The organism is Acutalibacter sp. 1XD8-36, assembly GCF_009917525.1.
Taxonomy (GTDB): Bacteria; Bacillota; Clostridia; order Oscillospirales; family Acutalibacteraceae; genus Acutalibacter.
In genome coordinates, this window is the sequence record NZ_QZDU01000002.1 from 431715 (window position 1) to 452350 (window position 20636).

Below are 20636 nucleotides of genomic sequence, written 5' to 3' on the forward strand. Positions count from 1 at the left end.
CCCTCCTTACTTCTTCTTATTAGCCATGGTCTTGCGGGGACCCTTGCGGGTGCGGGCATTGGTCTTGGTGCGCTGGCCCCTGACGGGCAGGCCCTTTCTGTGGCGCACACCGCGATAGCAGCCTATCTCCACCAGGCGCTTGATGTCAAACGCTACGTCCCGGCGCAGGTCGCCCTCCACGTGGCAGTTCTTGTCGATATAGTCGCGGAGCTTCGAGGCGTCGTCCTCAGAGAGGTCGCGCACGCGGATATCGGGGTCAACGCCCGTCTCGGCGCAGATATTCGTGGCAGTCTTGCGGCCAATGCCGTAGATATAGGTCAGAGCGATTTCGATTCGCTTGTCTCTTGGCAGGTCGATACCGGAAATTCGAGCCATGTTATTGACCATTCCTTTCACTTAGTTTGTGGGGACGCTCATTGCGCTTGCTTTGCCTGCGCTTAAGCCTTGGGGCGCTGCCCCAAACCCTGCCAGGCGCCTAACGCACCTGGACCGCGTCCCGCTTCGCGCCGTTCTATTTAGCCCTGGCGCTGCTTGTGCTTGGGGTTCTCACAGATGACCATGACCTTCCCCTTGCGCTTGATGATTTTGCACTTCTCACACATCTTCTTAACAGAAGGACGTACTTTCATTCTATCATCACTTTCCTTTCTGTCAGGATTGCTTTACTCTCTATAACCGGGCAGCTTACTTTGAACGCCAGGTTATGCGCCCCTTAGTCAGGTCATAGGGGGACATCTCCAGCGTCACCTTATCCCCCGGCAGTATGCGGATGAAGTTCATCCGCAGCTTCCCGGAGATATGGGCCAGTACCGTGTGCCCGTTTTGAAGCTCCACCTGGAACTGTGCGTTCGGCAGAGCTTCCTTTACTACGCCCTGCACCTCAATTACGTCTTGCTTTGACATACCTCAAACCTCCGCGTCATACGGTGTATTCTCTCCTTGCCCGCCCGCTTCCCGCAGGGCGGCCCGTAGTTTACGATTGGTGGCAAGCGCCTCCTCTGAAAGCACTCTCAAAGTCGGGCTTATGTGCATAAGCTTCTTGCGCTTCGGGCGCTCTACAGGCCTTTTCTTGCCGTCCGCCAGCACTACCCATGGGGGGTCTAGTTCAAGGACCGCCATATAGCTGTCCTTATCCCTCCCCGCCCTGGACTTTACCACCTGGCCGCGCTTTAGCTCCATAGCTTCCTCCTTAGTCCGGCAGAGTCAGTATAACCGGCCCCCCGGGGGTTATGGCTACGGTGTGCTCGAAGTGCGCCGACAGGCTTCCATCCTTTGTTACAACAGTCCAGCCGTCGGGCTTTATCTCGATTTCGCGTCGGCCCTGGTTTATCATCGGCTCTATGGCGATGACCATACCAGCCGTCAGTCTTGCACCCCTTCCCGGAGTGCCGTAATTGGGGACGCTAGGGTCCTCGTGCATATCCGCACCTACTCCGTGGCCGGTCCACTCTCGTACCACCGAGTAACTGCGGGCTTCGACATACTCCTGCACCGCCCGGCCTACATCCCCCACCCGATTCCCCGGGCGGGCCTGCTCGATGCCTAAAAACAGCGACCGTTCGGTAGCGTCCAGCAGGGCCTTTGCCTCATCGCTTATCTCCCCGCAGGGGAAAGTCCAGGCATTGTCTCCGTGAAAGCCCTCGTAATAGGCCCCCACGTCGATGCTTACAATATCGCCCTTCTTTAATATGACGCTCTTCTTTGGTATGCCGTGGATGACCACGCTGTTTACCGAAATACATGTGCTGGCCGGATAACCGTCGTACCCGAGAAAGCTGGGTACGGCGCCCTCGGACTCTATATACTGCCGCACCAGCTTATCTATCTCCCAGGTGGACACCCCCGGCTCAACCGCTTCTCCGGCAAGCCGCAGCGCCTTCTGGGATATTATCCCTGCCTTGCGCATGACGCTTAGCTCCCTGCTGGTTTTCAGCACGATCATGAAAGGTCCTCCAAGGCTTCCAGCACCATCCTTGTGGTGTCCTCTACCTTGTCCTGTCCGTGCACTACCCGCAGCTTGCCCTGCTTGCTGTAGTATTCCTTCAGCGGCTCGGTCTGGCTGTGGTATACCTCCAGCCTCTCCTTCACCGTGTCAGGGTGGTCGTCCTTGCGCTGAATGAGGGCGCCTGCGCAGGCGTCGCATACTCCCTCCGCCTTCGGCTGCTTATACAGCACGTGGTAGGAGGCCCCGCACTTCTCGCAGACGCGGCGTCCGGACATGCGGGTCACGATATCCTCGTCGGCAACCTCAATGTCCAGCACAACGTCGATATCCGCGCCCATCTCGTCCAGAGCCTCGGCCTGGGGGATGGTCCTGGGGAATCCGTCAAGGATGAAGCCGTCTTTGCAGTCCTCCTCCTTGATACGGTCCTTTATAATGCCAATGAGTATCTCGTCGGGCACTAGCTTCCCGCTCTCCATATAGCTCTTGGCTTTAAGGCCCATCTCTGTACCGTTCTTCAGCGCCTCCCGCAGGATATTGCCTGTGGAAATCGCCGGTATCTTTTTATTCTCACAAATTACCTCGGCCTGGGTGCCCTTTCCGGCTCCCGGAGCCCCTAAAAGGATTAACTTCATACTGATACACCCTTTCATCCATGTGACAGCTCCGGCTGCATAAAACTTCCCGGAAGACATTCCGGCTAAAGCTTTATGCGCCCGCTGCCCAATTATTTTTCCGGCGGACCGGCTGTCTCAGCTCAGTCCAGGAAGCCCTTATAGTGGCGCATCATCATCTGGCTCTCCATCTGCTTGACGGTCTCCAGCGCCACGCCCACAATGATTATCACCGAGGTACCGCCCAGGGACAGGCCCTGCATGTTGGTAAGGTTGGTGAAGATGATGGGTATCAGCGCCACAAAAGCCAGGAACATCGCGCCTATGAGGGTAACCTTGGAGAGTATCTTGGCGATGAACTCCGCAGTGGGCCGCCCCGGACGGAGGCCGGGCACGGTGCCGTTGTTCTGGCGCAGGTTATTCGCCATCTCCAAAGGATTGTACTGCACGGACATATAGAAGTATGCGAACATAATTATCAGCAGGAAGTAAATCACCGTATATAGCCATCCGGTCTGGGAGAAGGCGTCTATAAACGCTTTTCCAAAGCCCTCGGTGGGGTTCCAGAAAACCTGGATGAACTGGGGAATGCCCAGTATGGCGCTGGCAAATATCACGGGCATAACGCCGCTCATTGCCACCTTCACAGGCATATAGGTGCTCTGGCCGCCGTACATCTTGCGGCCTACCACCTTTTTGGCGTACTGCACCGGGATACGGCGCTCCGCCTCGTTCATAAATACGATGACCCAGATTACCACCAGGAACAAGACGATGAACAGGGGCGCCAGTATTAGATACTGGCCGCTGGTGGAGGGGCTGGTAAGTCCCAGGTTGAAGAACTGCCACACGCCGCCGAAGGTCACTGGCAGTCTTGCGACTATTCCGGCAAACAGGATAATGGATATGCCGTTGCCGATGCCCTTTTCGTTTATCTGCTCGCCCATCCACATGATAAGGGCCGTGCCCGCCGTAAAGGTCAGCACGATGACAATGCCCACAAGGACCCCGGCAAAGCCGCTGGTCACCTTCACGATACCAGCGTTGGAGCGCAGGTAGAAATAGTAGGCAATGCCCTGGATAAGCCCCAGGCCCACAGTCACATAGCGGGTGATGGTGGCAATCTTCTTGCGGCCGCTCTCGCCCTCCTTCTGGAGGCGCTCAAGGGCCGGTATTGCTATAGTCAGCAGCTGCATGATAATCGAGCTGTTGATATAGGGCGTAATGCCCATGGCGAACAGTGATGCGTATGAGAACGCGCCGCCGGTGAGCATATTGATATAACCCAGCGCCGCATTGCCGTCGCTGGCAGCGTCCATCAGCGTGGACAGGGCCGAAGCGTCCAGGAAGGGCACCGGTATCACCGAGCCGAAGCGGAACACCACGATGATGAACAGGGTATAGAGCATTTTCTTACGCAGGTCCGGGATGCGCCAGGCATTCTTGATGGTGTTCAGCAACTCAGACCACCTCGGCTTTCCCGCCTGCGGCCTCTATCTTGGCCTTTGCCGCTTCGGAAAAAGCGTTTGCCCTGACCGTCAGCTTTTTCGTGAGCTCGCCGTTAGCCAGAATCTTCAAAGCGTCGCCGCTCTTCTTGAGCACGCCGGCCTCCATAAGAGTGTTCACGGTGACCTCAGAGCCGTCCTCAAAGCAGTTGAGACTGCCGATGTTTACAGAGACGACCTCCTTGGCGAAGATATTGTTGAAGCCGCGCTTGGGTATACGCCTCTGCAGGGGCATCTGGCCGCCCTCAAAGCCGGGACGCATTCCGTGGCCGGCCCTGGCCTTCTGGCCCTTATGGCCCTTGCCGGCGGTCTTGCCGTTGCCGGAGCCGTGGCCGCGGCCGATGCGCTTAGCGTCCTTTGTGGCGCCGGGCACAGCTGTAAGCTGATTTAGCTTCATTTTAACGCACCTCCTTCAAGCTTATTCACTAACCTCTACCAGATGACAAATCTTTTTGACCTTGCCCTTGGTCTGGTCGTTGTCGGGCTGCTCCCTGCAGTCGCCGACCTTGAAAAGTCCCAAGGCATGGGCTGTGGCTATCTGGTCCTTCTTGCTGCCGATAAGGCTCTTTATAAGGGTTACTTTCATCTTTTTGAGCCCTCCTTACAGTATTTCCTTGACCTGCTTGCCCCGGATTGCAGCCACCTCTTGGGCGGTACGCAGCTGGGTCAGGCCGGCCAAAGTGGCCCGCACCACATTGCACGGGTTATTGGAACGCAGGGCCTTGGTACGGATGTCCTTAATGCCCGCGCTCTCTACAACAGCGCGCACCGGGCCGCCGGCAATAACGCCTGTACCGGGGGCGGCGGGCTTCAGTATAACCTTGCCCGCGCCGAACTCGCCCACAATCTCGTGGGGGATGGTGCTGCCTCTGAGGGCCACATGGTACAGGTTCTTCTTGGCGTCCTCAATGCCCTTGCGGATGGCGTCGGGCACCTCGGCGGCCTTGCCGATGCCAAAGCCCACCGTGCCGTTGCCGTCGCCAACTACCACCAGGGCGGAGAACTTCATAACACGACCGCCCTTAACGGTCTTTGATACGCGGTTTATGGCGACGACGCGCTCCTGCATCTCTACGCCGTTGGGGTCAAAATTCCTCTCACTAGCCAAACTCTATTCCTCCTCGCTCAGAATTTCAGGCCGCCCTCACGGGCGCCCTCGGCCAGCTCCTGCACGCGGCCGTGGAAGATATAGCCGCCGCGGTCAAAGACCACGGTGCTGATACCCTTTTGGGCAGCGCGCTCGGCGATGAGCTTGCCCACCTTGCGGGCAGCCTCCTTGTTGCCGCCGTTGCCCTCGAAGCCCTTCTCCACGGTGGACGCGGCGCAAAGGGTCACGCCTGCCACGTCGTCAATCACCTGGGCATAGATATGGGCAGAGGAGCGGAACACGTTCAGGCGGGGCCTCTCGGCAGTGCCGGAGATTTTGCCCCGAACCCTTCTGTGCCGGCGCAGGCGCGCCTTATTGGTATCCGGTTTGTTTACCATAGATTTTACCTTCTTTCATTCAACGCTTGTATACGTTTTTAGGCGGCCTTAGCCCTTGGCACCTTTACCGGCCTTGCCTTCCTTATGGCGAACATACTCGCCCTGATAGCGGATGCCCTTGCCCTTATAGGGCTCCGGCGGACGCTTCTCACGCACCTCGGCGGCAAACTGGCCCACCTTCTGCTTGTCAATGCCGGAGATGATAATGGTATTGGCGTTGGGAGCCTCTATCTTAATATCCTCGTTCTCGCTCACCACTACCTGATGGGAATAGCCCAGGTTCATGACCAGGTCCTTCCCCTGCTTCTGCACACGGTAGCCCACGCCCTGGACCTCGAGGGTCTTGGAGAAGCCCTCGGTCACGCCAACCACCATATTGCTGATAAGCGTGCGGGTCAGGCCATGCAGAGACCTGTTCTCCTTCTGGTCGTCAGGACGGGTGACTAATATCTCCGCGCCCTCCTGTGCGATAGCCATATTGGGGCTGAAGCTCTGGGTGAGAGTGCCCTTGGGCCCCTTTACTGTAACTGCGCTGCCGTCGATTTTAACCTCGACGCCTGCGGGAATATTTATGGGTTTTCTTCCAATTCTCGACATACTCGACGCACCCCCTTCCTTACCAAATGAACGCCAGCACTTCGCCGCCGACGTTTTCCTGCCTTGCGGCCCTGTCGGTCATGATGCCCTTGGAGGTGGAGACTATCGCCACGCCCAGGCCCTTCATAACCTTCGGCAGCTCAGCCGCACCGGAGTAAATGCGCAGGCCGGGCTTTGAGACCCTCTTAAGGCCCTTGATGACCGGCTGGCGCCCCTCGGCATACTTCAGGGAAATGGTAATCATCCCCTGCTTGCCGTCCTCCTTGACGGAATAGTGCCGCACATAGCCCTCGTCCACCAGTATCTGGCAGATGGCCTTCTTCATATTGCTGGCGGGCACTTCCACTGTATCATGCTTCGCGGCCTGCGCATTGCGGATGCGTGTGAGCAGGTCTGCGATGGTATCGGTAACTTGCATGAATTTTTCCTCCTTCCTGTATTACCAGCTTGCCTTCTTCACTCCGGGAATCTCGCCCTTATAGGCAAGCTCCCTGAAGCAGATGCGGCAGATGCCGTACTTGCGAAGGTAAGCATGGGGCCGGCCGCATATCTTGCACCGGTTATACTGGCGGGTGGAAAACTTCGCGGGCCTTTGCTGCTTGAGCTTCATAGATGTCTTTGCCACAAAATGTCCCTCCCTTTATCTTGTGAACGGGGCGCCCATGAGGGAAAGGAACTCCCGGGCTTCCTCGTCGGTGTGTGCTGTGGTCACGAAGCAGATGTCCATACCCCGGACCTTGTCTATCTTATCATAGTCTATCTCGGGGAAAATCAGCTGCTCGCGGATACCCATATTGTAGTTGCCCCTGCCGTCGAACGAGTTGGGGTTGATTCCCCTGAAGTCGCGCACACGGGGGAGGGCCACGTTAAAGAGCCTATCCAGGAACTCGTACATGCGCTCGCCGCGAAGGGTGACCTTCACGCCGATGGGCATTCCCTCGCGCAGCTTAAAGTTCGCGACGCTCTTCTTGGCCTTGCACACAACGGGCTTCTGGCCGGTTATCTTCATCAGGTCTCCGGAAATGGCGTCTATGGCCTTGGCGTTCTCCTTGGCCTCGCCCGCACCCACGTTGATGACTATCTTGTCGAGCTTCGGTATCTGCATAACCGACTTATAGCCGAACTTCTTCATCAGCTGGGGGGCAATCTCCGCCTTATATATCTCTTTCAGTCTAGCTGCCATATTCTTCGTCTTCCTCCCTTACAGCGACTCGCCGCATTTTTTGCAAATGCGCTCTTTGGTGCCGTCCGCGAGGACCTTATGGCCTACGCGGGTAGGCTTGCCGCAGCGGGGGCAGACCACCTGTACCTTGCAGGCGTAAATGGCGCTCTCCGCCTTGATGATACCGCCAGGCTCGCCCATCCTGCGGGGCTTCACGTGCTTCTGCACGAAGTTGGCGTTCTCAACTATTACCTTGCCCTCCTTGGGGCTCACCTGCATAACCTTGCCCTTCTTGCCACGGTCGCGTCCGCTGATTATCATAACGGTGTCGCCGGTCTTTACGTGTACTTTATTCATCTCGGTACACCTCCATCAAAGCACTTCCGGGGCCAGCGACAGGATTTTCATATACTCCTTGTCGCGCAGCTCGCGGGCCACAGGCCCGAAGATGCGGGTACCCCTGGGGTTTTTGTCCTCACGGATGATGACAGCGGCGTTCTCATCGAAGCGGATATATGTGCCGTCGTCCCGGCGCACGCCCGAGGCGGACCGGACGATAACAGCTTTCACCACATCGCCCTTCTTCACCACGCCGCCGGGTGCCGCCTTCTTTACAGAGGCCACCACCACGTCGCCGATATTGGCATACCTCCTGCCGGTGCCGCCAAGCACCCGGATGCACATAAGCTCTTTAGCACCCGTGTTGTCGGCAACCTTGAGGTAAGACTGCTGTTGAATCACAGTTTGTTCCTCCTTTTACTTGACTAATAAGCCAGAGAGCCAATAATGCCCCGGCTCATTTAGCCTTCTCGATGATCTCCACCAGCCGCCATCTCTTGTCCTTGGAAATGGGCCTGGTCTCCATGATGCGCACGCGGTCGCCCACACTGCAGGCATTCTCCTCGTCGTGGGCCTTGCGCTTCACGGTACGCTTGATTATCTTGCCGTACATGGGGTGCTTCACGCTGTCCTGGATAGCAACCACCACTGTCTTATCCATCTTATTGCTTACCACGCGGCCTACCGCGGTCTTTCTCATGCTTCTTTCGCTCACTTCGTTATCCTCCCTTCCCGTTAAGCGTTCCCGGCGTGCAGCTCATTCTCGCGTATGACGGTCTTCACGCGGGCGATGTCCTTCTTCACTGCCTGGATGCGCATGGGGTTATCGAGCTGATTGATAGCGAGCTGGAAACGCAGGTTGAAAAGCTCCGCCTTCAGGTCGGAAAGCTTAGTGTTCAGCTCGTCGGCCGTCAATTCTCTGATATCTGAAGCCTTCATGACTGCGCCTCCGTTTCTTTCATTACGAATTTGCACTTGATGGGGAGCTTGGCGGCTGCAAGCCTCAGGGCCTCCCTTGCGGTAGCCTCGGGCACCTCGCCCAGCTCGAACATCACCCTGCCGGGTTTCACAACGGCTACCCAGTATTCGGGCGAGCCCTTACCGGAGCCCATTCGGGTCTCAGCGGGCTTCTGGGTCACCGGCTTGTCGGGGAATATCTTTATCCAGACCTTACCGAAACGCTTGCAGTAACGGGTCATGGCCACACGGGCGGCCTCTATCTGGTTTGAGGTAATCCAGGCCGGCTCCAGGGCCTGCAGGCCGAACTGGCCGTAGGTCACCTTATTGCCGCGCATGGCCTTACCCTTCATGCGGCCTCTCTGCACTCTGCGGTATTTCACGCGCTTGGGCATCAGCATTTACCTGCGCCCCCCTTCCCTGTTGTCTCTTCTGGGCCCGCGGTCGTTACGGTCGCCGCGGGGCCTGCGGTCGTCCCTGCGGGGACGGTCGCTGCGGTCGCCCCTGGGGGCGCGCTCCGAACGGCTGTCGCGGTTATCGTTCAGGACCTCGCCCTTATACAGCCACACCTTGACGCCAATGCGCCCATAGGTAGTGGCGGCCTCGGCAAAGCCGTAGTCAATGTCGGCTCTCAGGGTCTGCAGCGGTATGGTGCCGTCATGGTACTCCTCGCTGCGGGCTATCTCAGCGCCGCCCAGACGCCCGGACACCTTGGTCTTAATGCCCTTGGCCCCAAGCCTCATGCTCCTGCCAATGCAGCCCTTCATTGCCCGGCGGAAGCTGATACGGCGCTCCAGCTGGGAGGCAATATTTTCGGCTACCAGCTGTGCGTTCAGGTCGGGCTGGCGCACCTCCACGATGTTTATCACCACGGGCTTATGGAGCATTGCCTCACACTGCTGGCGAAGCTTCTCTATCTCCGTGCCGCCCTTGCCTATTACCATGCCGGGCTTTGCGCAGTGGATATGAATGCGCACCTTTGAGGCGTCGCGCTCAATCTCAATCTTCGGAATGCCCGCCTGATACAGCTGCTTTTTCAGGGTCTTCCTCAGGTTATAGTCCTCCACAAGAGTGTCGCCGAAGACATTGTCCTTTGCGAACCACCGGGAGTCCCAGTCCTTTATCACACCCACGCGAAGACCGTGGGGATTGACTTTCTGTCCCATAATGTCCCTCCTTACTCTTTCTCGGCCACAACTATGGTGATGTGGCTGGTCCGCTTGAGGATTCTGTGCGCCCTGCCGTGGTCCTTGGGGCGGATTCTCTTGAGAATCGGCCCGGGGGTCACAAAGCATTTTGACACGTACAGACTCCCCTTGTCCATCTGGAAATTGTTCTCCGCGTTGGAAACAGCGGACTTCAAGAGCTTCCCGAGATCCTCACAGGCGGCCTTGGGGGTATTCTCCAAAATAGCCGCGGCCAGGTCTACGGGCTTATTGCGTATAAGGTCCAGCACCAGGCCCACCTTGCGGGGAGAGATGCGGGTATAGTTCAGCGTTGCTTTCGCTTCCATTTTTAGCACTCTCCTTTCGCTTATTTACCGGTCTTTGAGCCGGTGTGGCCCTTAAAGGTCCTGGTGGGGGCGAACTCGCCCAGCTTGTGTCCGACCATGTCCTCGGTAACGTATACCGGCACATGCTTGCGGCCGTCGTGCACCGCAATGGTGTGGCCGACGAAATCCGGGAATATCATTGAAGCCCTGCTCCAGGTCTTCACTATCTTCTTCTCCCCGGCCTCGTTCATAGCCTGGATCCTTTTCAGCAGCACGGGCTGTACAAAAGGTCCCTTTTTAAGACTTCTGCTCATTCTCGTTATGCTCCTTTCCCGTGCTTACTTGCCGTTGCGGCGCCGGACGATAAACTTATCGCTGCTCTTATGATGCTTGCGGGTCTTATAACCCAGCGCCGGCTTGCCCCAGGGGGTGACAGGTCCGGGACGGCCCACAGGGCTCTTGCCCTCGCCGCCGCCGTGGGGGTGGTCGTTGGGGTTCATGACCGAGCCGCGCACGGTGGGACGCCAGCCCATATGGCGCTTGCGTCCGGCCTTGCCTATCTTCACGTTCTCATGGTCGATATTACTGACCTGGCCGATAGACGCCATGCAGGTCTCGGGCACGTTGCGAAGCTCGCCTGAAGGGAGCCTCAAAAGCGCCATGCCGTTCTCCTTTGCCATCAGCTGGGCCATAATGCCCGCGGCCCTTGCCAGCTGGGCCCCCTTGCCGGGATACAGCTCCACGTTGTGGATAAAGGTGCCGGTGGGGATGTTCTTCAGGGGCAGAGCGTTGCCGGGCTTGATATCGGCCTCAGCCCCGGAGACTATCTTGTCCCCTGCCTTGATGCCGTTGGGGGCTATTATATAGCTCTTCTCCCCGTCCTCATACTGGATGAGGGCGATGAAGGCGGAGCGGTTGGGGTCATACTCGATAGTCTGCACCACAGCATTCATGTCGTGCTTCTGGCGCTTGAAATCGATTATACGGTACTTCTTGCGGTTTGCGCCGCCGCGATGGCGGACGGTTATCCTGCCGTAGCTGTTGCGGCCGGACTTGTTCCCAAGAGGAGCCAGCAGGCTCTTCTCCGGGCCGCCCTTAGAGAGGACGGTATAGTCCGTAACGGACATGTTCCGGCGCGCCGCGGTAGTCGGCTTATAATTCTTTATTGCCATGTCTTCTGTTCACTCTCCTAGTCGTTGAGATACTCTGTGCCCGGCCTTAGACCATGCTCTCGAAGAACTCGATGGTCCTGCTCTCCTCTGTGAGGGTCACCACAGCCTTCTTCCAGCTCCTGGTATAGCCCTCATAGCGCCCCTGGCGGCGGAGCCTGCCGCGCACGTGGAGGGTGTTGACCTTGCTGACCTTCACTCCGAAGGCGGCCTCCACGGCCCTCTTCACGTCTATCTTGGTAGCGTCCTTCGCAACCTCGAAGGTGTATTTCTTCTGGGTGTTGCCGTCCATGGTCTTCTCAGTGATGATGGGTCGGATTATGATGTCATGGGCCTCCATTACGCGTACACCTCCTCGATCTTCTGCACGGCTCCCTGCACGACAATGAACTTGTCTGCGTTAAGGATGTCGTACACATTCAGGGTATTTACCTGGGCGGTCTTCACGCCGGGGATATTCCCAGCGCTCTTTATGACCTTCTCATCCACGCTGTCCAGCACTATGAGCGCCTTCCTCTCGCTGCCCACTGCCTTGAGCATGGCGGCGATTTCCTTGGTCTTAAAGCCTTCCAGGGCTATCTTGTCAATGACTATCATCTCGCCGTCCTGCACCTTGGAGGAGAGGGCGGACTTCATTGCCAGGCGCCGCACCTTCTTATTTAAGGTGTAGCTGTAATCCCTGGGCTTTGGGGCGAACACTATGCCGCCGTGGGTCCACTGGGGAGAGCGTGTGCTTCCCTGGCGGGCGCGGCCTGTGCCCTTCTGCCTCCAGGGCTTCCTGCCGCCGCCGGAGACTTCGCTCCTTGTCAGCGCAGACTGGGTGCCCTGGCGCTGGTTTGCCAGATAGTTCTTTACCATATCGTTCATCACAGGGACGTTGGGCTCAATGCCAAACACGGAGTCAGAGAGCTCCTGCCTGCCGACTTCCCGGCCCTGCATGTTCAAAACTGCTACTTCAGCCATTCTTCTTCCTCCTCCCCTTACGCTTTCACGCTGTCGCGCACGATGACTACGCCGCCGTTGGGACCGGGTATGGCGCCCTTGATGGCTATGAGATTGTTCTCCGCGTCCACCTTTGCAACAGTCAGGTTCTGCACCGTGACGGTCTCAGCGCCCAGGTGGCCCGCCATCTTCAGGCCCTTCCAGACTCTGGAGGGGCTGGAGCACGCGCCGTTGGAGCCGCCGTGACGTGCAACGGGGCCGGAGCCGTGGCTCTCCTTCAGGCGGTGGAAGTTCCAGCGCTTGATGACGCCCGCGTAGCCCTTGCCCTTGCTGGTGCCGGTGACGTCCACCCGCTCGCCGGCCTCAAAGGTGTCGGCCTTGATAAGGTCGCCCACATTCAGCGCGCTGATGTCTTCAAGCCTCAGCTCCTTCAGGGTCTTCTTGGGGGCGACGTCGCCCTTCTTGAAGTGGCCAGAAAGGGGCTTATTCACCCGCTGGGGCTTCTGGTCGCCGAAGCCCAGCTGCACCGCGTCGTAGCCGTCGGTCTCCACTGTCTTCTTCTGGGTCACAACACAGGGGCCGGCCTCCACAACGGTTACCGGGATGACCTTGCCCTTGTCGTCGAAGATTTGCGTCATGCCAATCTTCTTTCCGATGATCCCTTTTTTCATGTTCTGCTTCCTTTCTACTCCTGGGATAATTCCTATCCCCTTAGGTTATTGGTCGATAAGCGGGAACGCCTATCGACATGACCCTCCGTCTCGGTAGGTCAGGACTGAGCTTTTTACAGCTTTATCTCAATCTCGACGCCGGCGGGGAGCTCCAGGCCCATCATTGCCTCAACAGTCTTGTTGCTGGGCCGGAGAATGTCGACCAGTCTCTTATGGGTACGCATTTCAAACTGCTCGCGGCTGTCCTTGTACTTGTGGACGGCCCTGAGGATGGTGACAATCTGCTTCTCCGTGGGCAGCGGCACCGGTCCGGAGACCCTGGCGCCCGTGCGCTTCGCGGTAGCGACTATCTTCTCTGCGGACTGGTCCACCAGCTGGTGGTCGTACCCCTTGATTCTGATCCTGATTTTTTCCTTGACTGCCATTTCTATAACCGCCTCCTAAATCGTTCTTGGGCGTCTTGCTTTTTCCAACACTGTCCCGGGTGTTTCACCGTCCGGCATAGAAAAACCGGCAGTCCGCACCAGCGCAAAAAGCGCGGCAGACCCCGGGGACAGAGCCGAAACTCACAGTTTCCTCCAAGGAGCGCACACACGGCCTGCCGGGGGCTGCCCGGCGGTTCCTGCACCCATCAGATTCCTTCGCCCGGTTTAAAATCGGACATACTCCACGGAAATAACCGGCTGAGTCCACACCGTGAACTCATAGGCCGCAACCTCCCGCTTCAACGCATATCAGGGCATTAAATACCCATTTGGCAATCGTACCTGCTTATATTACCACAAGACCTTGTATTTTGCAAGTGCTTTTTCAAAAAAATTTTACAAATTTCCCGCCGCCATCCCCCGAAGGGGGATTGCCGATATCCCCTAAAGGGGAAGCCCCCGGTTTCCCGGGGGCTGTATACCGCCCCTACTGCACCACCAGCACCAGCGCAGTAACATCGTCCTCGTGCCCGTCGCTCCTGCGCCTGCGGGCCTCGTCGGTTATCCTCTGTGCCAAAAGATTCGGGTTTTCCTCCTCGTCCCAGGCCATCACAAGGTCAATCAGCCACTCGCTTCCAGCGGCTACAACGCCATCGGAGACCATTACAACTATATCCCCCACGTCCACCTCTCTCTCCGCTTCGGCAAACTCCACCCCCGGCATAATCCCCACCGGAACGCTCGAGGCCTCTATGAGCTCGCTGTGCCTGCCCCTTCTCAGCACGGTACAGGCCGCCCCGGCCTTAAAAAATTCGGCTTTCCCCGAAAACAAGTCTATACAGGCCACGTCCATAGTAGCCAGGGACTCGTCCCCGGACTTTGCAATCAGCGCGGAATTCACCGTCTCAAGCATACTGTCGAAGCCTATTCCCGCCTTTAACAGGCTCTCCGCCATAGCCGAGGTCATGGCACCGTCAACAGCTGCACGCCCGCCTGTGCCCATTCCGTCGCTGAGCACGGCTATCAGCCTTCCGCAGCCGTCATAGAACACATTGGTGCTGTCCCCACAGAAGGCTCCGCCCCCGGCGCAGTATTGAGAGAACCCCCGGCCTATCTGGAGCTGTGGCCGCTGGCACATCTGTATCCTGCACCTGTCCTCTGCGCTGCTGACGCAGGGCGGTGCGAATACCCTGCCGCAGGCCTCAGAGACCTCCCTTGTGAACGCGGCCCTGTTCAGCCGCTTCTGCCGCTCCCTGCTTATCTCCGCTTCAACTGTCATGCGCCCAAACCTATCCACCCGGCAGCAGACCTCCAGGGGCGTCACCCCGCTTTCCCTGAGAATAGCGGCGACCCTTCCCGCCGCCTCCTCGTCGAAGCGCTGGTACATGGAGAACTCCCCGGCCATCTCCTCCAGAATCCCGGCGGTGGTATGGAAATGCCCCTCAACCACCTCCCGCACCTGGGCGGCCCTCAGCTCCGCCGCCTCCTTCATAAGATAGCGGGCGTAGTTTTTATTTACCTCGTCCCGCATCTCGCCTACCCGGCAGCAGCGCCCGGAGAACTCCTTTGTAAAATCGCTGGTCTCAAGACGCTCCTTTTCCTTCAGCGGCCTGTAGAGCTGGGCGAAGTTGTCCAGGGTCTCATCCTTATACTTTCTCCAGCACACCCCGCTCATGCCGCAGCCGGCGCATATTGTCTCGGTGGACTTATTATAGACCCCCTGTAAATTGGGCGCGCATACCACGCTGAGCTTTTTTGATATCTCGTCCACAGAGTCAGAAACGCTCAAAAGAGCCTGGGCCGCGTATCTCAGCCGCATGACTATATTGCCCCTAAGCGCCCCGCCCGAGAGGGTGTCCGGCCTCACCCCGAACAGTTCCCCCAGCCGTCTGCTCCTGGGTATGAGCATATAAGATACAGTAGCTGCCGCCACCTCTATTGACCCTGTAAATATCTGTGTACCTCCGGCCCCTACCTGCAGCGAGGCCACTCCGTGGGAGATTATAAACGCCGCCGCGGCAGCCACGGCGCCCATAGGCGCAAATACCCCCGCCATCAGTCCCCCGAGCCCATAGGCTCCTGAGAGGTAGGAGAGCCCCGCCGTAGCCAGGCCCTGTATGGCCCCGGCAGCCACTCCCGCCACAGCGCCCCCTGCTATGCCCCCTGCCCGGGCACAGCAGAGCACCAAAAGCACCAGCAGTATCCGCCCGACGGACACGCCCATAATGCTCACGTCCGAAAAGGCCAGCAGTATAATTCCCAGGCTCACCGACACCGCCGCTATATCCCCGGTGTCAAACACAGTCCTGCTCCTGGGCCCCTCCAGGCCCTCACCGGTCAGCCCCATTATAATGTTTGCCGTCCTTTTAAGGAAGAACGCGCTCCCCGCCCCCAGAAAGGACTCCGCAACATACAGCGCCGCCGTATAGCTCACCGAGCCGTTTAAAAACACCATAGTCATGCCCGTAAGCAGCAGGGGCAGGAATGCCGCCGCCGGTGCAAACAGCTGGTGGGAGTTCACTGTCTTCAACTCCGAGAGCGCCCAACGTATGGCTGTAACCGCCACTAAAGCCGCCGCGTATCTTGCGGGCACATATACCGGCGAGGGCAGCAGATACCCTAAAAACGCACCCATGGCCCCGGCCCAGAGCCCGCCCCTGGGCGCCGCCGCCACCGCCGCTATGCCGAACGGGGCGTACTTGCCGAACATGAGCCCCCTTGAACATATAAGCCCCAGAAGAAAGCTCCCCGCGGCAGTAAGGGCCTTTCTCATATGTTCAGTATGCAGCTGCTCCCCTATTGTCTCAATCCACGCTCTTACCTTTACACGTTCCATCATTTTACACCTCATCCGACTTTTTACACACATATATTATGTATAGTGATTATGTCGACCCTTTCATATGGGCCGTGCAAATATAATAGCGCATTTAAAGGAAAATATCTGTCGCAACCACAACAGGGGTTTCTGGTATTTTATTGAGTATTATGTCAAGCACAGTTTCTCCCTGTCCCTCACCGTTGACTTTTCACATATATTAGAATATAATTAAGAAAAAACTTTACAAGAGAAAAGCGAGGTCAAAAGCCATGGAATACCAATTCTCCGACCGGGTGAAGTCCCTAAAGCCCTCGGCCATAAGGGAGATACTGAAAAACTCCTCGGCCCCGGGCATAATCCCCCTCTCGGCGGGCAACCCCGCCCCGGACGCGTTCCCCTATGAGGACATCAGGAAGATATCCGGGGCGCTCCTGGAGGACACCCCCATTGAGGCCCTGCAGTACAGCGTCACCGAGGGCTATATTCCCCTTCGCCAGCACCTTATGAATTATATGGGCGAAAAGCATAATGTCGGCTCCGGCGACGACGATATACTCATAACCAGCGGCGCCCAGCAGGTGATGGACCTGCTCACCAAGACCCTTTTAAACGAAGGCGACACCGTCCTCTGCGAGGCCCCCAGCTTCATCGGCTCCCTGAACACATTCCGCTCATACCGGGCGAAGCTCTGCGGCATACCCATGGAGCCTGACGGCATTAGTATTGAGGGGCTTGAGAAAGCGCTTGATACGGAAAAGAATATCAAGTATCTATATACTATACCAAACTTCCAGAACCCATCGGGTATCACCATGAGCTATGAAAAGCGCAAAAGGGTCTACGAGCTCTGCCGGGACCATAACGTGCTTGTCTTAGAGGACAACCCCTACGGCGACCTGCGCTTTGAGGGTGAAAACATCCCCAGCATTAAGTCCCTCGACCGGGCGGGCATTGTGATGTACGCGGGCTCCTTCTCCAAGGTGGTCTCCCCCGGCATGAGGGTCGGCTACGCCATAGGCCCGAAGCCTGTTATACAGAAGATGGTGGTCTGCAAGCAGGGCGAGGACGTCCATTCCAATATATGGGCACAGATAGTCTGCCACCGCTTCATGACCGAGACCAACTACGAGGCCCACCTGGAGCGGCTTCGCGGCATATACCGCCGCAAATCCTCTGTGCTTTTAAAGGCCATGGAAGAGCACTTTGCCCCTCTCATCACCTGGAGCCCCTTTGAGGGCGGCCTGTTCGCCTGGTGCACCCTGCCGGACGGTATAGATATGCTGGACTTTGTAAAGCGCGGCACAGAGCGCAAGGTCTGCGTAGTCCCCGGCACAGCCTTCCTCACCGACGAGAGTGAGAGCTGCCAGAGCTTCCGTATCAATTTCTCAACGCCTACTGACGAACAGCTCAGTGAAGGCGTGAGGATTTTAGGGGAGATAGGGCGAGAGATGAAAGGGTAACCCCTTCGAAAAACTTATAGAGCAAGGAGATACAGCAAATGGAAAATCAAGACAAAAAGCGCATACTGAGCATGTACCAGTGTACCGGCACCTTCACCCTGGGCAACTACCTGGGGGCGCTCCGCAACCATATCAAGCTTCAGGACGAGGGCTACCAGTGTGTGTACGCCCTGGCTGACCTGCACGCCCTTACTGTGCGCCAGGTGCCCGCAGAGCTCAGGAAATATACCAAGGAGGCCTACGCCTGGCTGTTAGCCATGGGTCTGGACACTGAGAAGACCGTTTTCTTCATCCAGAGCCAGGTTCCCCAGCACTCACAGCTGGCGTGGCTTTTAAACTGCTACACCCAGTTTGGCGAGCTCTCAAGGATGACCCAGTTTAAGGATAAGTCCGCAAAGCACGCCGACAATATCAACGCCGGGCTCTTCACCTACCCCTGCCTTATGGCAGCCGACATACTGTTATATCAGGCGGACTTCGTGCCGGTGGGAGCCGACCAGAAACAGCATGTTGAAATAGCCAGGGACATAGCCGAGCGCTTCAACGGAATTTACGGCGACACCTTCACCGTCCCCGAGCCACTGATACCAAAGCACGGCGCAAGGGTCATGTCCCTGCAAAATCCCCAGAGCAAGATGTCAAAGTCCGATGAAAACCAGAACGGCAATATCTCCGTTCTCGACGACCCTGATACTATAATGCGCAAGTTCAAGCGCGCCAAGACCGACAGCGGCTCTGAGGTCCGCTTTGCCGAGGGCAAGGACGGTGTCAACAACCTGATGAACATTTACGCCGCCGTCACCGGCAAGACCATGGAGGAGATTGAGCGGGAGTTCGAGGGCAAGGGCTACGGAGACTTCAAGCCCGCCGTGGCAGAGGCCGTGATAGCCGAGCTGCGCCCAATTCAGGAGCGCTATCATGAGCTCATAGCCGACAAGGAGTTTTTGGAGAAGACCTACAGGGAGCAGGCCCCCAAAGCCGCAGCCATCGCCCAGCGCACCCTCTCCAAGGTCATGAAGAAAGTCGGGCTGGTGAGCTGATATGCCCAGGCGCAGGCTGGAGCTTACAGAGGAACCAGAATTCCAGCTAATATGCGGAGACCAGGGGGACGGCGTGTACTCCATACGCCTGAGCCGTCCCGGCCACCCGGACTGGCGCATGGCGGCGGGGGATTTCCTCAGTTTTCATGAAGCTATGGATATCCCCTATAATCTGGAAATAAATGAGAGGGACAAAACCGATATGTGGGAGTATTATGCCGGGTTCAGCAATGATAAACCCAAGCATAGCTATAACGACCCATACCTTCGACTCGGGGAACCCGCTGTGCTGGTGCACAGCACGACTACAGAAAACTGGGACTCTATCCGCGGAGAGGGTCGTCTTGAGAGCTGGAACACCCTTAAATCCCGTGTAGCCCTCCGGGAACATGAGCCCATCGGCGCGGCCCTGGGGGACCCGGAGGATTTCAGGGACTATATTATGTTCGGCAGCGGAACCACCGGCGAACTTATTGTCAGCTCAAAGCAGAAGGGGCGCATATGCACGGACCCTCATATAGACTATCTCACCGGGGCAAGGCTCTATTTCGATGCAGCCCTCATGGCTCGGGACGGCCTGCTGCTGCGTGACGGCTGCCATATGAAAGTCCGGGACAGGCTTCTTTTGGAGCCGTATCTCATATGGGCCGCGGACTGGAAAGCGGCGGGGCTGAGTTCGCCAGACTCACAGCCGGAAACCTTCGCCAATCTTGCCGACAGGGAGTTCTCCCGCCGGTTCAAAGAATACACTTTGCTATAGGAGAGAAGCGTATGGAATCTTTAAAGGAACTATACAGAATAGGCCGGGGCCCCTCCAGCTCCCACACCATGGGCCCGAGTTTTGCCGCCGAGCGCTTTCGTTCGGACTTTCCCAAAGCCGACAGCTTCCAGGTGACCCTCTTCGGCTCCCTTGCCAAAACCGGCCGGGGGCACCTTACGGACGTCGCCATCCGTGAGGCGCTGGAGCCCCTGCCCACAGTGATAACCTTCGACACCACCACCGAGGACCTTCCCCACCCCAACACCATGACCCTGGAGGCCTTTCAAAATGGCGTGAGCCTGGGCTCCTGGCGGGTCATGAGCGTTGGCGGCGGCAAGATAGCCGTCGAGGACCTTGTCCTTGGGGACTCCGCCCCCGGTGCCGGGCCCTCTGCGGACCCTCCCAGGGTATATCCCCTCAGCACCTTCACAGACATAAAAAATTACTGCCGGGATAGGGATATCTACCTCTGGCAGTATGTGGAGCAGTGCGAGGGACCGGGAATTTGGGACTACCTCTCAAACGTCTGGGAGACAATGAAGGAGGCCGTCTACCGGGGCATACGCCGGGACGGTGAGCTCTCCGGGGGCCTTGGCGTTCAGCGCAAGGCCATGTACCTCAACCGCCAGCGCCATATGGACGAGAGCAAGGAGACAAGGGAAAACCGCAAGGTCTGTGCCTATGCCTTTGCCGTCAGCGAAGAAAATGCCGGCGGCGGCACAATCGTCACCGCCCCCACCTGCGGGGCCTGCGGCGTGCTCCCTGCCGTTATGCTCTATAAGCAGGAGCAGCAGGGCTTCTCCGACAGGGACATGCTCAAGGGGCTTGCCGTGGCGGGGCTTGTGGGCAATGTTATCAAGACCAATGCCTCTATCTCAGGCGCGGAGTGCGGCTGTCAGGCCGAGATTGGCAGCGCCTGCTCCATGGCCGCGGCGGGGCTTGCGGAGATATACCATATGGATATGGACCAAATCGAGTATGCGGCAGAGGTAGCCATGGAGCACCATCTAGGGCTCACCTGCGACCCCATTGGGGGACTTGTTCAGATACCCTGTATCGAGCGCAACGCTGTGGCGGGGATGAGGGCCATAAATGCCTTGAGTCTGGCGAATTTTCTTACCTATACCAGGAAGATAAGCTTTGATATGGTAGTCAGGACCATGTATGAGACCGGGCGGGATTTATTCAGCAAGTACCGCGAGACCAGCGAGGGCGGGCTGGCTAAGGTTTATACGGAGTAGGGTGATGGATTTTT

Annotated in this window: 33 protein-coding genes; 4 read left to right on the plus strand and 29 right to left on the minus strand. The window is 57.7% G+C overall.

Annotation, left to right across the window (positions count from 1 at the left end):
- Positions 1–6: 6 nt before the first annotated feature.
- From rpsM to D5270_RS05740, 29 genes are all read right to left on the minus strand, one after another.
- Positions 7–375 (minus strand): 30S ribosomal protein S13, encoded by a 369-nt coding sequence (gene rpsM, locus D5270_RS05600; protein WP_161471938.1) that lies wholly within the window; start codon positions 373–375, stop codon positions 7–9.
- A 140-nt stretch (positions 376–515) separates the two neighbouring features.
- Positions 516–629 (minus strand): 50S ribosomal protein L36, encoded by a 114-nt coding sequence (gene rpmJ, locus D5270_RS05605; RefSeq protein WP_004824776.1) that lies wholly within the window; start codon positions 627–629, stop codon positions 516–518.
- Between the two features lie 55 nt (positions 630–684).
- On the minus strand, positions 685–903 hold the full coding sequence (gene infA / locus D5270_RS05610) for a translation initiation factor IF-1 (protein ID WP_066537804.1): 219 nt from the start codon (positions 901–903) through the stop codon (positions 685–687).
- Between the two features lie 3 nt (positions 904–906).
- Entirely contained in the window at positions 907–1179 is a 273-nt protein-coding gene (locus tag D5270_RS05615) for a KOW domain-containing RNA-binding protein (RefSeq protein WP_166543152.1), read from the minus strand.
- A gap of 10 nt (positions 1180–1189) precedes the next feature.
- Positions 1190–1942 (minus strand): type I methionyl aminopeptidase, encoded by a 753-nt coding sequence (gene map / locus D5270_RS05620; RefSeq protein WP_166543153.1) that lies wholly within the window; start codon positions 1940–1942, stop codon positions 1190–1192.
- Positions 1939–2577 carry an adenylate kinase gene (locus D5270_RS05625; RefSeq protein ID WP_166543154.1) on the minus strand — a complete coding sequence of 213 codons (639 nt, stop codon included), beginning with the start codon at positions 2575–2577 and terminating at the stop codon, positions 1939–1941. Before D5270_RS05625 ends, map begins: the two co-directional genes overlap by 4 nt.
- 122 nt (positions 2578–2699) lie before the next feature.
- A complete protein-coding gene (secY, locus tag D5270_RS05630; protein ID WP_166543155.1) occupies positions 2700–4016 on the minus strand; it encodes a preprotein translocase subunit SecY in 1317 nt (438 codons plus the stop codon).
- Position 4017: 1 nt separating this feature from the next.
- Entirely contained in the window at positions 4018–4458 is a 441-nt protein-coding gene (gene rplO / locus D5270_RS05635) for a 50S ribosomal protein L15 (RefSeq protein ID WP_166543156.1), read from the minus strand.
- A gap of 21 nt (positions 4459–4479) precedes the next feature.
- On the minus strand, positions 4480–4647 hold the full coding sequence (gene rpmD / locus D5270_RS05640) for a 50S ribosomal protein L30 (protein ID WP_166543157.1): 168 nt from the start codon (positions 4645–4647) through the stop codon (positions 4480–4482).
- 15 nt (positions 4648–4662) lie between these two features.
- A complete protein-coding gene (gene rpsE, locus D5270_RS05645) occupies positions 4663–5130 on the minus strand; it encodes a 30S ribosomal protein S5 (RefSeq protein ID WP_161472212.1) in 468 nt (155 codons plus the stop codon).
- Between the two features lie 56 nt (positions 5131–5186).
- A complete protein-coding gene (gene rplR, locus D5270_RS05650) occupies positions 5187–5546 on the minus strand; it encodes a 50S ribosomal protein L18 (protein ID WP_166543158.1) in 360 nt (119 codons plus the stop codon).
- A gap of 48 nt (positions 5547–5594) precedes the next feature.
- Positions 5595–6143: a 50S ribosomal protein L6 gene (rplF, locus tag D5270_RS05655; RefSeq protein WP_166543159.1), complete on the minus strand. Its 549-nt coding sequence runs from the start codon at positions 6141–6143 to the stop codon at positions 5595–5597.
- A 19-nt stretch (positions 6144–6162) separates the two neighbouring features.
- Complete coding sequence (gene rpsH / locus D5270_RS05660) at positions 6163–6561, minus strand: 30S ribosomal protein S8 (protein WP_166543160.1); 399 nt, start codon at positions 6559–6561, stop codon at positions 6163–6165.
- 21 nt (positions 6562–6582) lie between these two features.
- On the minus strand, positions 6583–6768 hold the full coding sequence (locus tag D5270_RS05665) for a type Z 30S ribosomal protein S14 (RefSeq protein ID WP_161471928.1): 186 nt from the start codon (positions 6766–6768) through the stop codon (positions 6583–6585).
- Between the two features lie 15 nt (positions 6769–6783).
- Positions 6784–7326: a 50S ribosomal protein L5 gene (gene rplE, locus D5270_RS05670; RefSeq protein WP_166543161.1), complete on the minus strand. Its 543-nt coding sequence runs from the start codon at positions 7324–7326 to the stop codon at positions 6784–6786.
- A gap of 18 nt (positions 7327–7344) precedes the next feature.
- Positions 7345–7662, minus strand: a complete 318-nt coding sequence (rplX, locus tag D5270_RS05675) for a 50S ribosomal protein L24 (protein ID WP_161471926.1) — start codon at positions 7660–7662, stop codon at positions 7345–7347.
- Between the two features lie 15 nt (positions 7663–7677).
- The gene (gene rplN / locus D5270_RS05680; RefSeq protein ID WP_066537774.1) at positions 7678–8046 is read right to left on the minus strand and encodes a 50S ribosomal protein L14; all 369 of its coding nucleotides are present in this window, start codon (positions 8044–8046) and stop codon (positions 7678–7680) included.
- A 55-nt stretch (positions 8047–8101) separates the two neighbouring features.
- Positions 8102–8359, minus strand: coding sequence for a 30S ribosomal protein S17 (rpsQ, locus tag D5270_RS05685; protein ID WP_291502998.1), 258 nt, complete (start codon positions 8357–8359; stop codon positions 8102–8104).
- A 20-nt stretch (positions 8360–8379) separates the two neighbouring features.
- Complete coding sequence (rpmC, locus tag D5270_RS05690) at positions 8380–8583, minus strand: 50S ribosomal protein L29 (RefSeq protein WP_161471925.1); 204 nt, start codon at positions 8581–8583, stop codon at positions 8380–8382.
- Positions 8580–9002 carry a 50S ribosomal protein L16 gene (rplP, locus tag D5270_RS05695; RefSeq protein ID WP_161471924.1) on the minus strand — a complete coding sequence of 141 codons (423 nt, stop codon included), beginning with the start codon at positions 9000–9002 and terminating at the stop codon, positions 8580–8582. Before rplP ends, rpmC begins: the two co-directional genes overlap by 4 nt.
- Complete coding sequence (gene rpsC / locus D5270_RS05700) at positions 9003–9767, minus strand: 30S ribosomal protein S3 (protein ID WP_166543162.1); 765 nt, start codon at positions 9765–9767, stop codon at positions 9003–9005.
- Between the two features lie 11 nt (positions 9768–9778).
- Positions 9779–10114 (minus strand): 50S ribosomal protein L22, encoded by a 336-nt coding sequence (rplV, locus tag D5270_RS05705; RefSeq protein WP_166543163.1) that lies wholly within the window; start codon positions 10112–10114, stop codon positions 9779–9781.
- Positions 10115–10134: 20 nt separating this feature from the next.
- A complete protein-coding gene (gene rpsS, locus D5270_RS05710; protein WP_066537756.1) occupies positions 10135–10407 on the minus strand; it encodes a 30S ribosomal protein S19 in 273 nt (90 codons plus the stop codon).
- Positions 10408–10431: 24 nt separating this feature from the next.
- Positions 10432–11265 (minus strand): 50S ribosomal protein L2, encoded by an 834-nt coding sequence (gene rplB, locus D5270_RS05715; RefSeq protein ID WP_166543164.1) that lies wholly within the window; start codon positions 11263–11265, stop codon positions 10432–10434.
- A 46-nt stretch (positions 11266–11311) separates the two neighbouring features.
- On the minus strand, positions 11312–11602 hold the full coding sequence (rplW, locus tag D5270_RS05720) for a 50S ribosomal protein L23 (RefSeq protein WP_161471921.1): 291 nt from the start codon (positions 11600–11602) through the stop codon (positions 11312–11314).
- Positions 11602–12225: a 50S ribosomal protein L4 gene (gene rplD / locus D5270_RS05725; RefSeq protein ID WP_161471920.1), complete on the minus strand. Its 624-nt coding sequence runs from the start codon at positions 12223–12225 to the stop codon at positions 11602–11604. Before rplD ends, rplW begins: the two co-directional genes overlap by 1 nt.
- A 17-nt stretch (positions 12226–12242) precedes the next feature.
- Positions 12243–12875: a 50S ribosomal protein L3 gene (rplC, locus tag D5270_RS05730; RefSeq protein ID WP_166543165.1), complete on the minus strand. Its 633-nt coding sequence runs from the start codon at positions 12873–12875 to the stop codon at positions 12243–12245.
- Positions 12876–12988: 113 nt separating this feature from the next.
- Positions 12989–13300, minus strand: a complete 312-nt coding sequence (gene rpsJ, locus D5270_RS05735) for a 30S ribosomal protein S10 (RefSeq protein WP_161471918.1) — start codon at positions 13298–13300, stop codon at positions 12989–12991.
- Positions 13301–13787: 487 nt separating this feature from the next.
- On the minus strand, positions 13788–16139 hold the full coding sequence (locus tag D5270_RS05740) for a SpoIIE family protein phosphatase (protein ID WP_166543166.1): 2352 nt from the start codon (positions 16137–16139) through the stop codon (positions 13788–13790).
- Between the two features lie 251 nt (positions 16140–16390).
- Here D5270_RS05740 and D5270_RS05745 point away from each other — a divergent pair, with 251 nt between their 5' ends.
- From D5270_RS05745 to D5270_RS05760, 4 genes are read left to right on the plus strand one after another with little or no spacing between them, the layout of a single operon-like run.
- Positions 16391–17581 (plus strand): aminotransferase-like domain-containing protein, encoded by a 1191-nt coding sequence (locus D5270_RS05745; protein ID WP_166543167.1) that lies wholly within the window; start codon positions 16391–16393, stop codon positions 17579–17581.
- 38 nt (positions 17582–17619) lie between these two features.
- Positions 17620–18621 (plus strand): tryptophan--tRNA ligase, encoded by a 1002-nt coding sequence (trpS, locus tag D5270_RS05750; RefSeq protein WP_166543168.1) that lies wholly within the window; start codon positions 17620–17622, stop codon positions 18619–18621.
- A gap of 1 nt (position 18622) precedes the next feature.
- Complete coding sequence (locus D5270_RS05755) at positions 18623–19381, plus strand: hypothetical protein (RefSeq protein ID WP_166543169.1); 759 nt, start codon at positions 18623–18625, stop codon at positions 19379–19381.
- 11 nt (positions 19382–19392) lie between these two features.
- Positions 19393–20622, plus strand: coding sequence for an L-serine ammonia-lyase, iron-sulfur-dependent, subunit alpha (locus D5270_RS05760; protein ID WP_166543170.1), 1230 nt, complete (start codon positions 19393–19395; stop codon positions 20620–20622).
- The last annotated feature ends 14 nt before the right edge of the window (positions 20623–20636 follow it).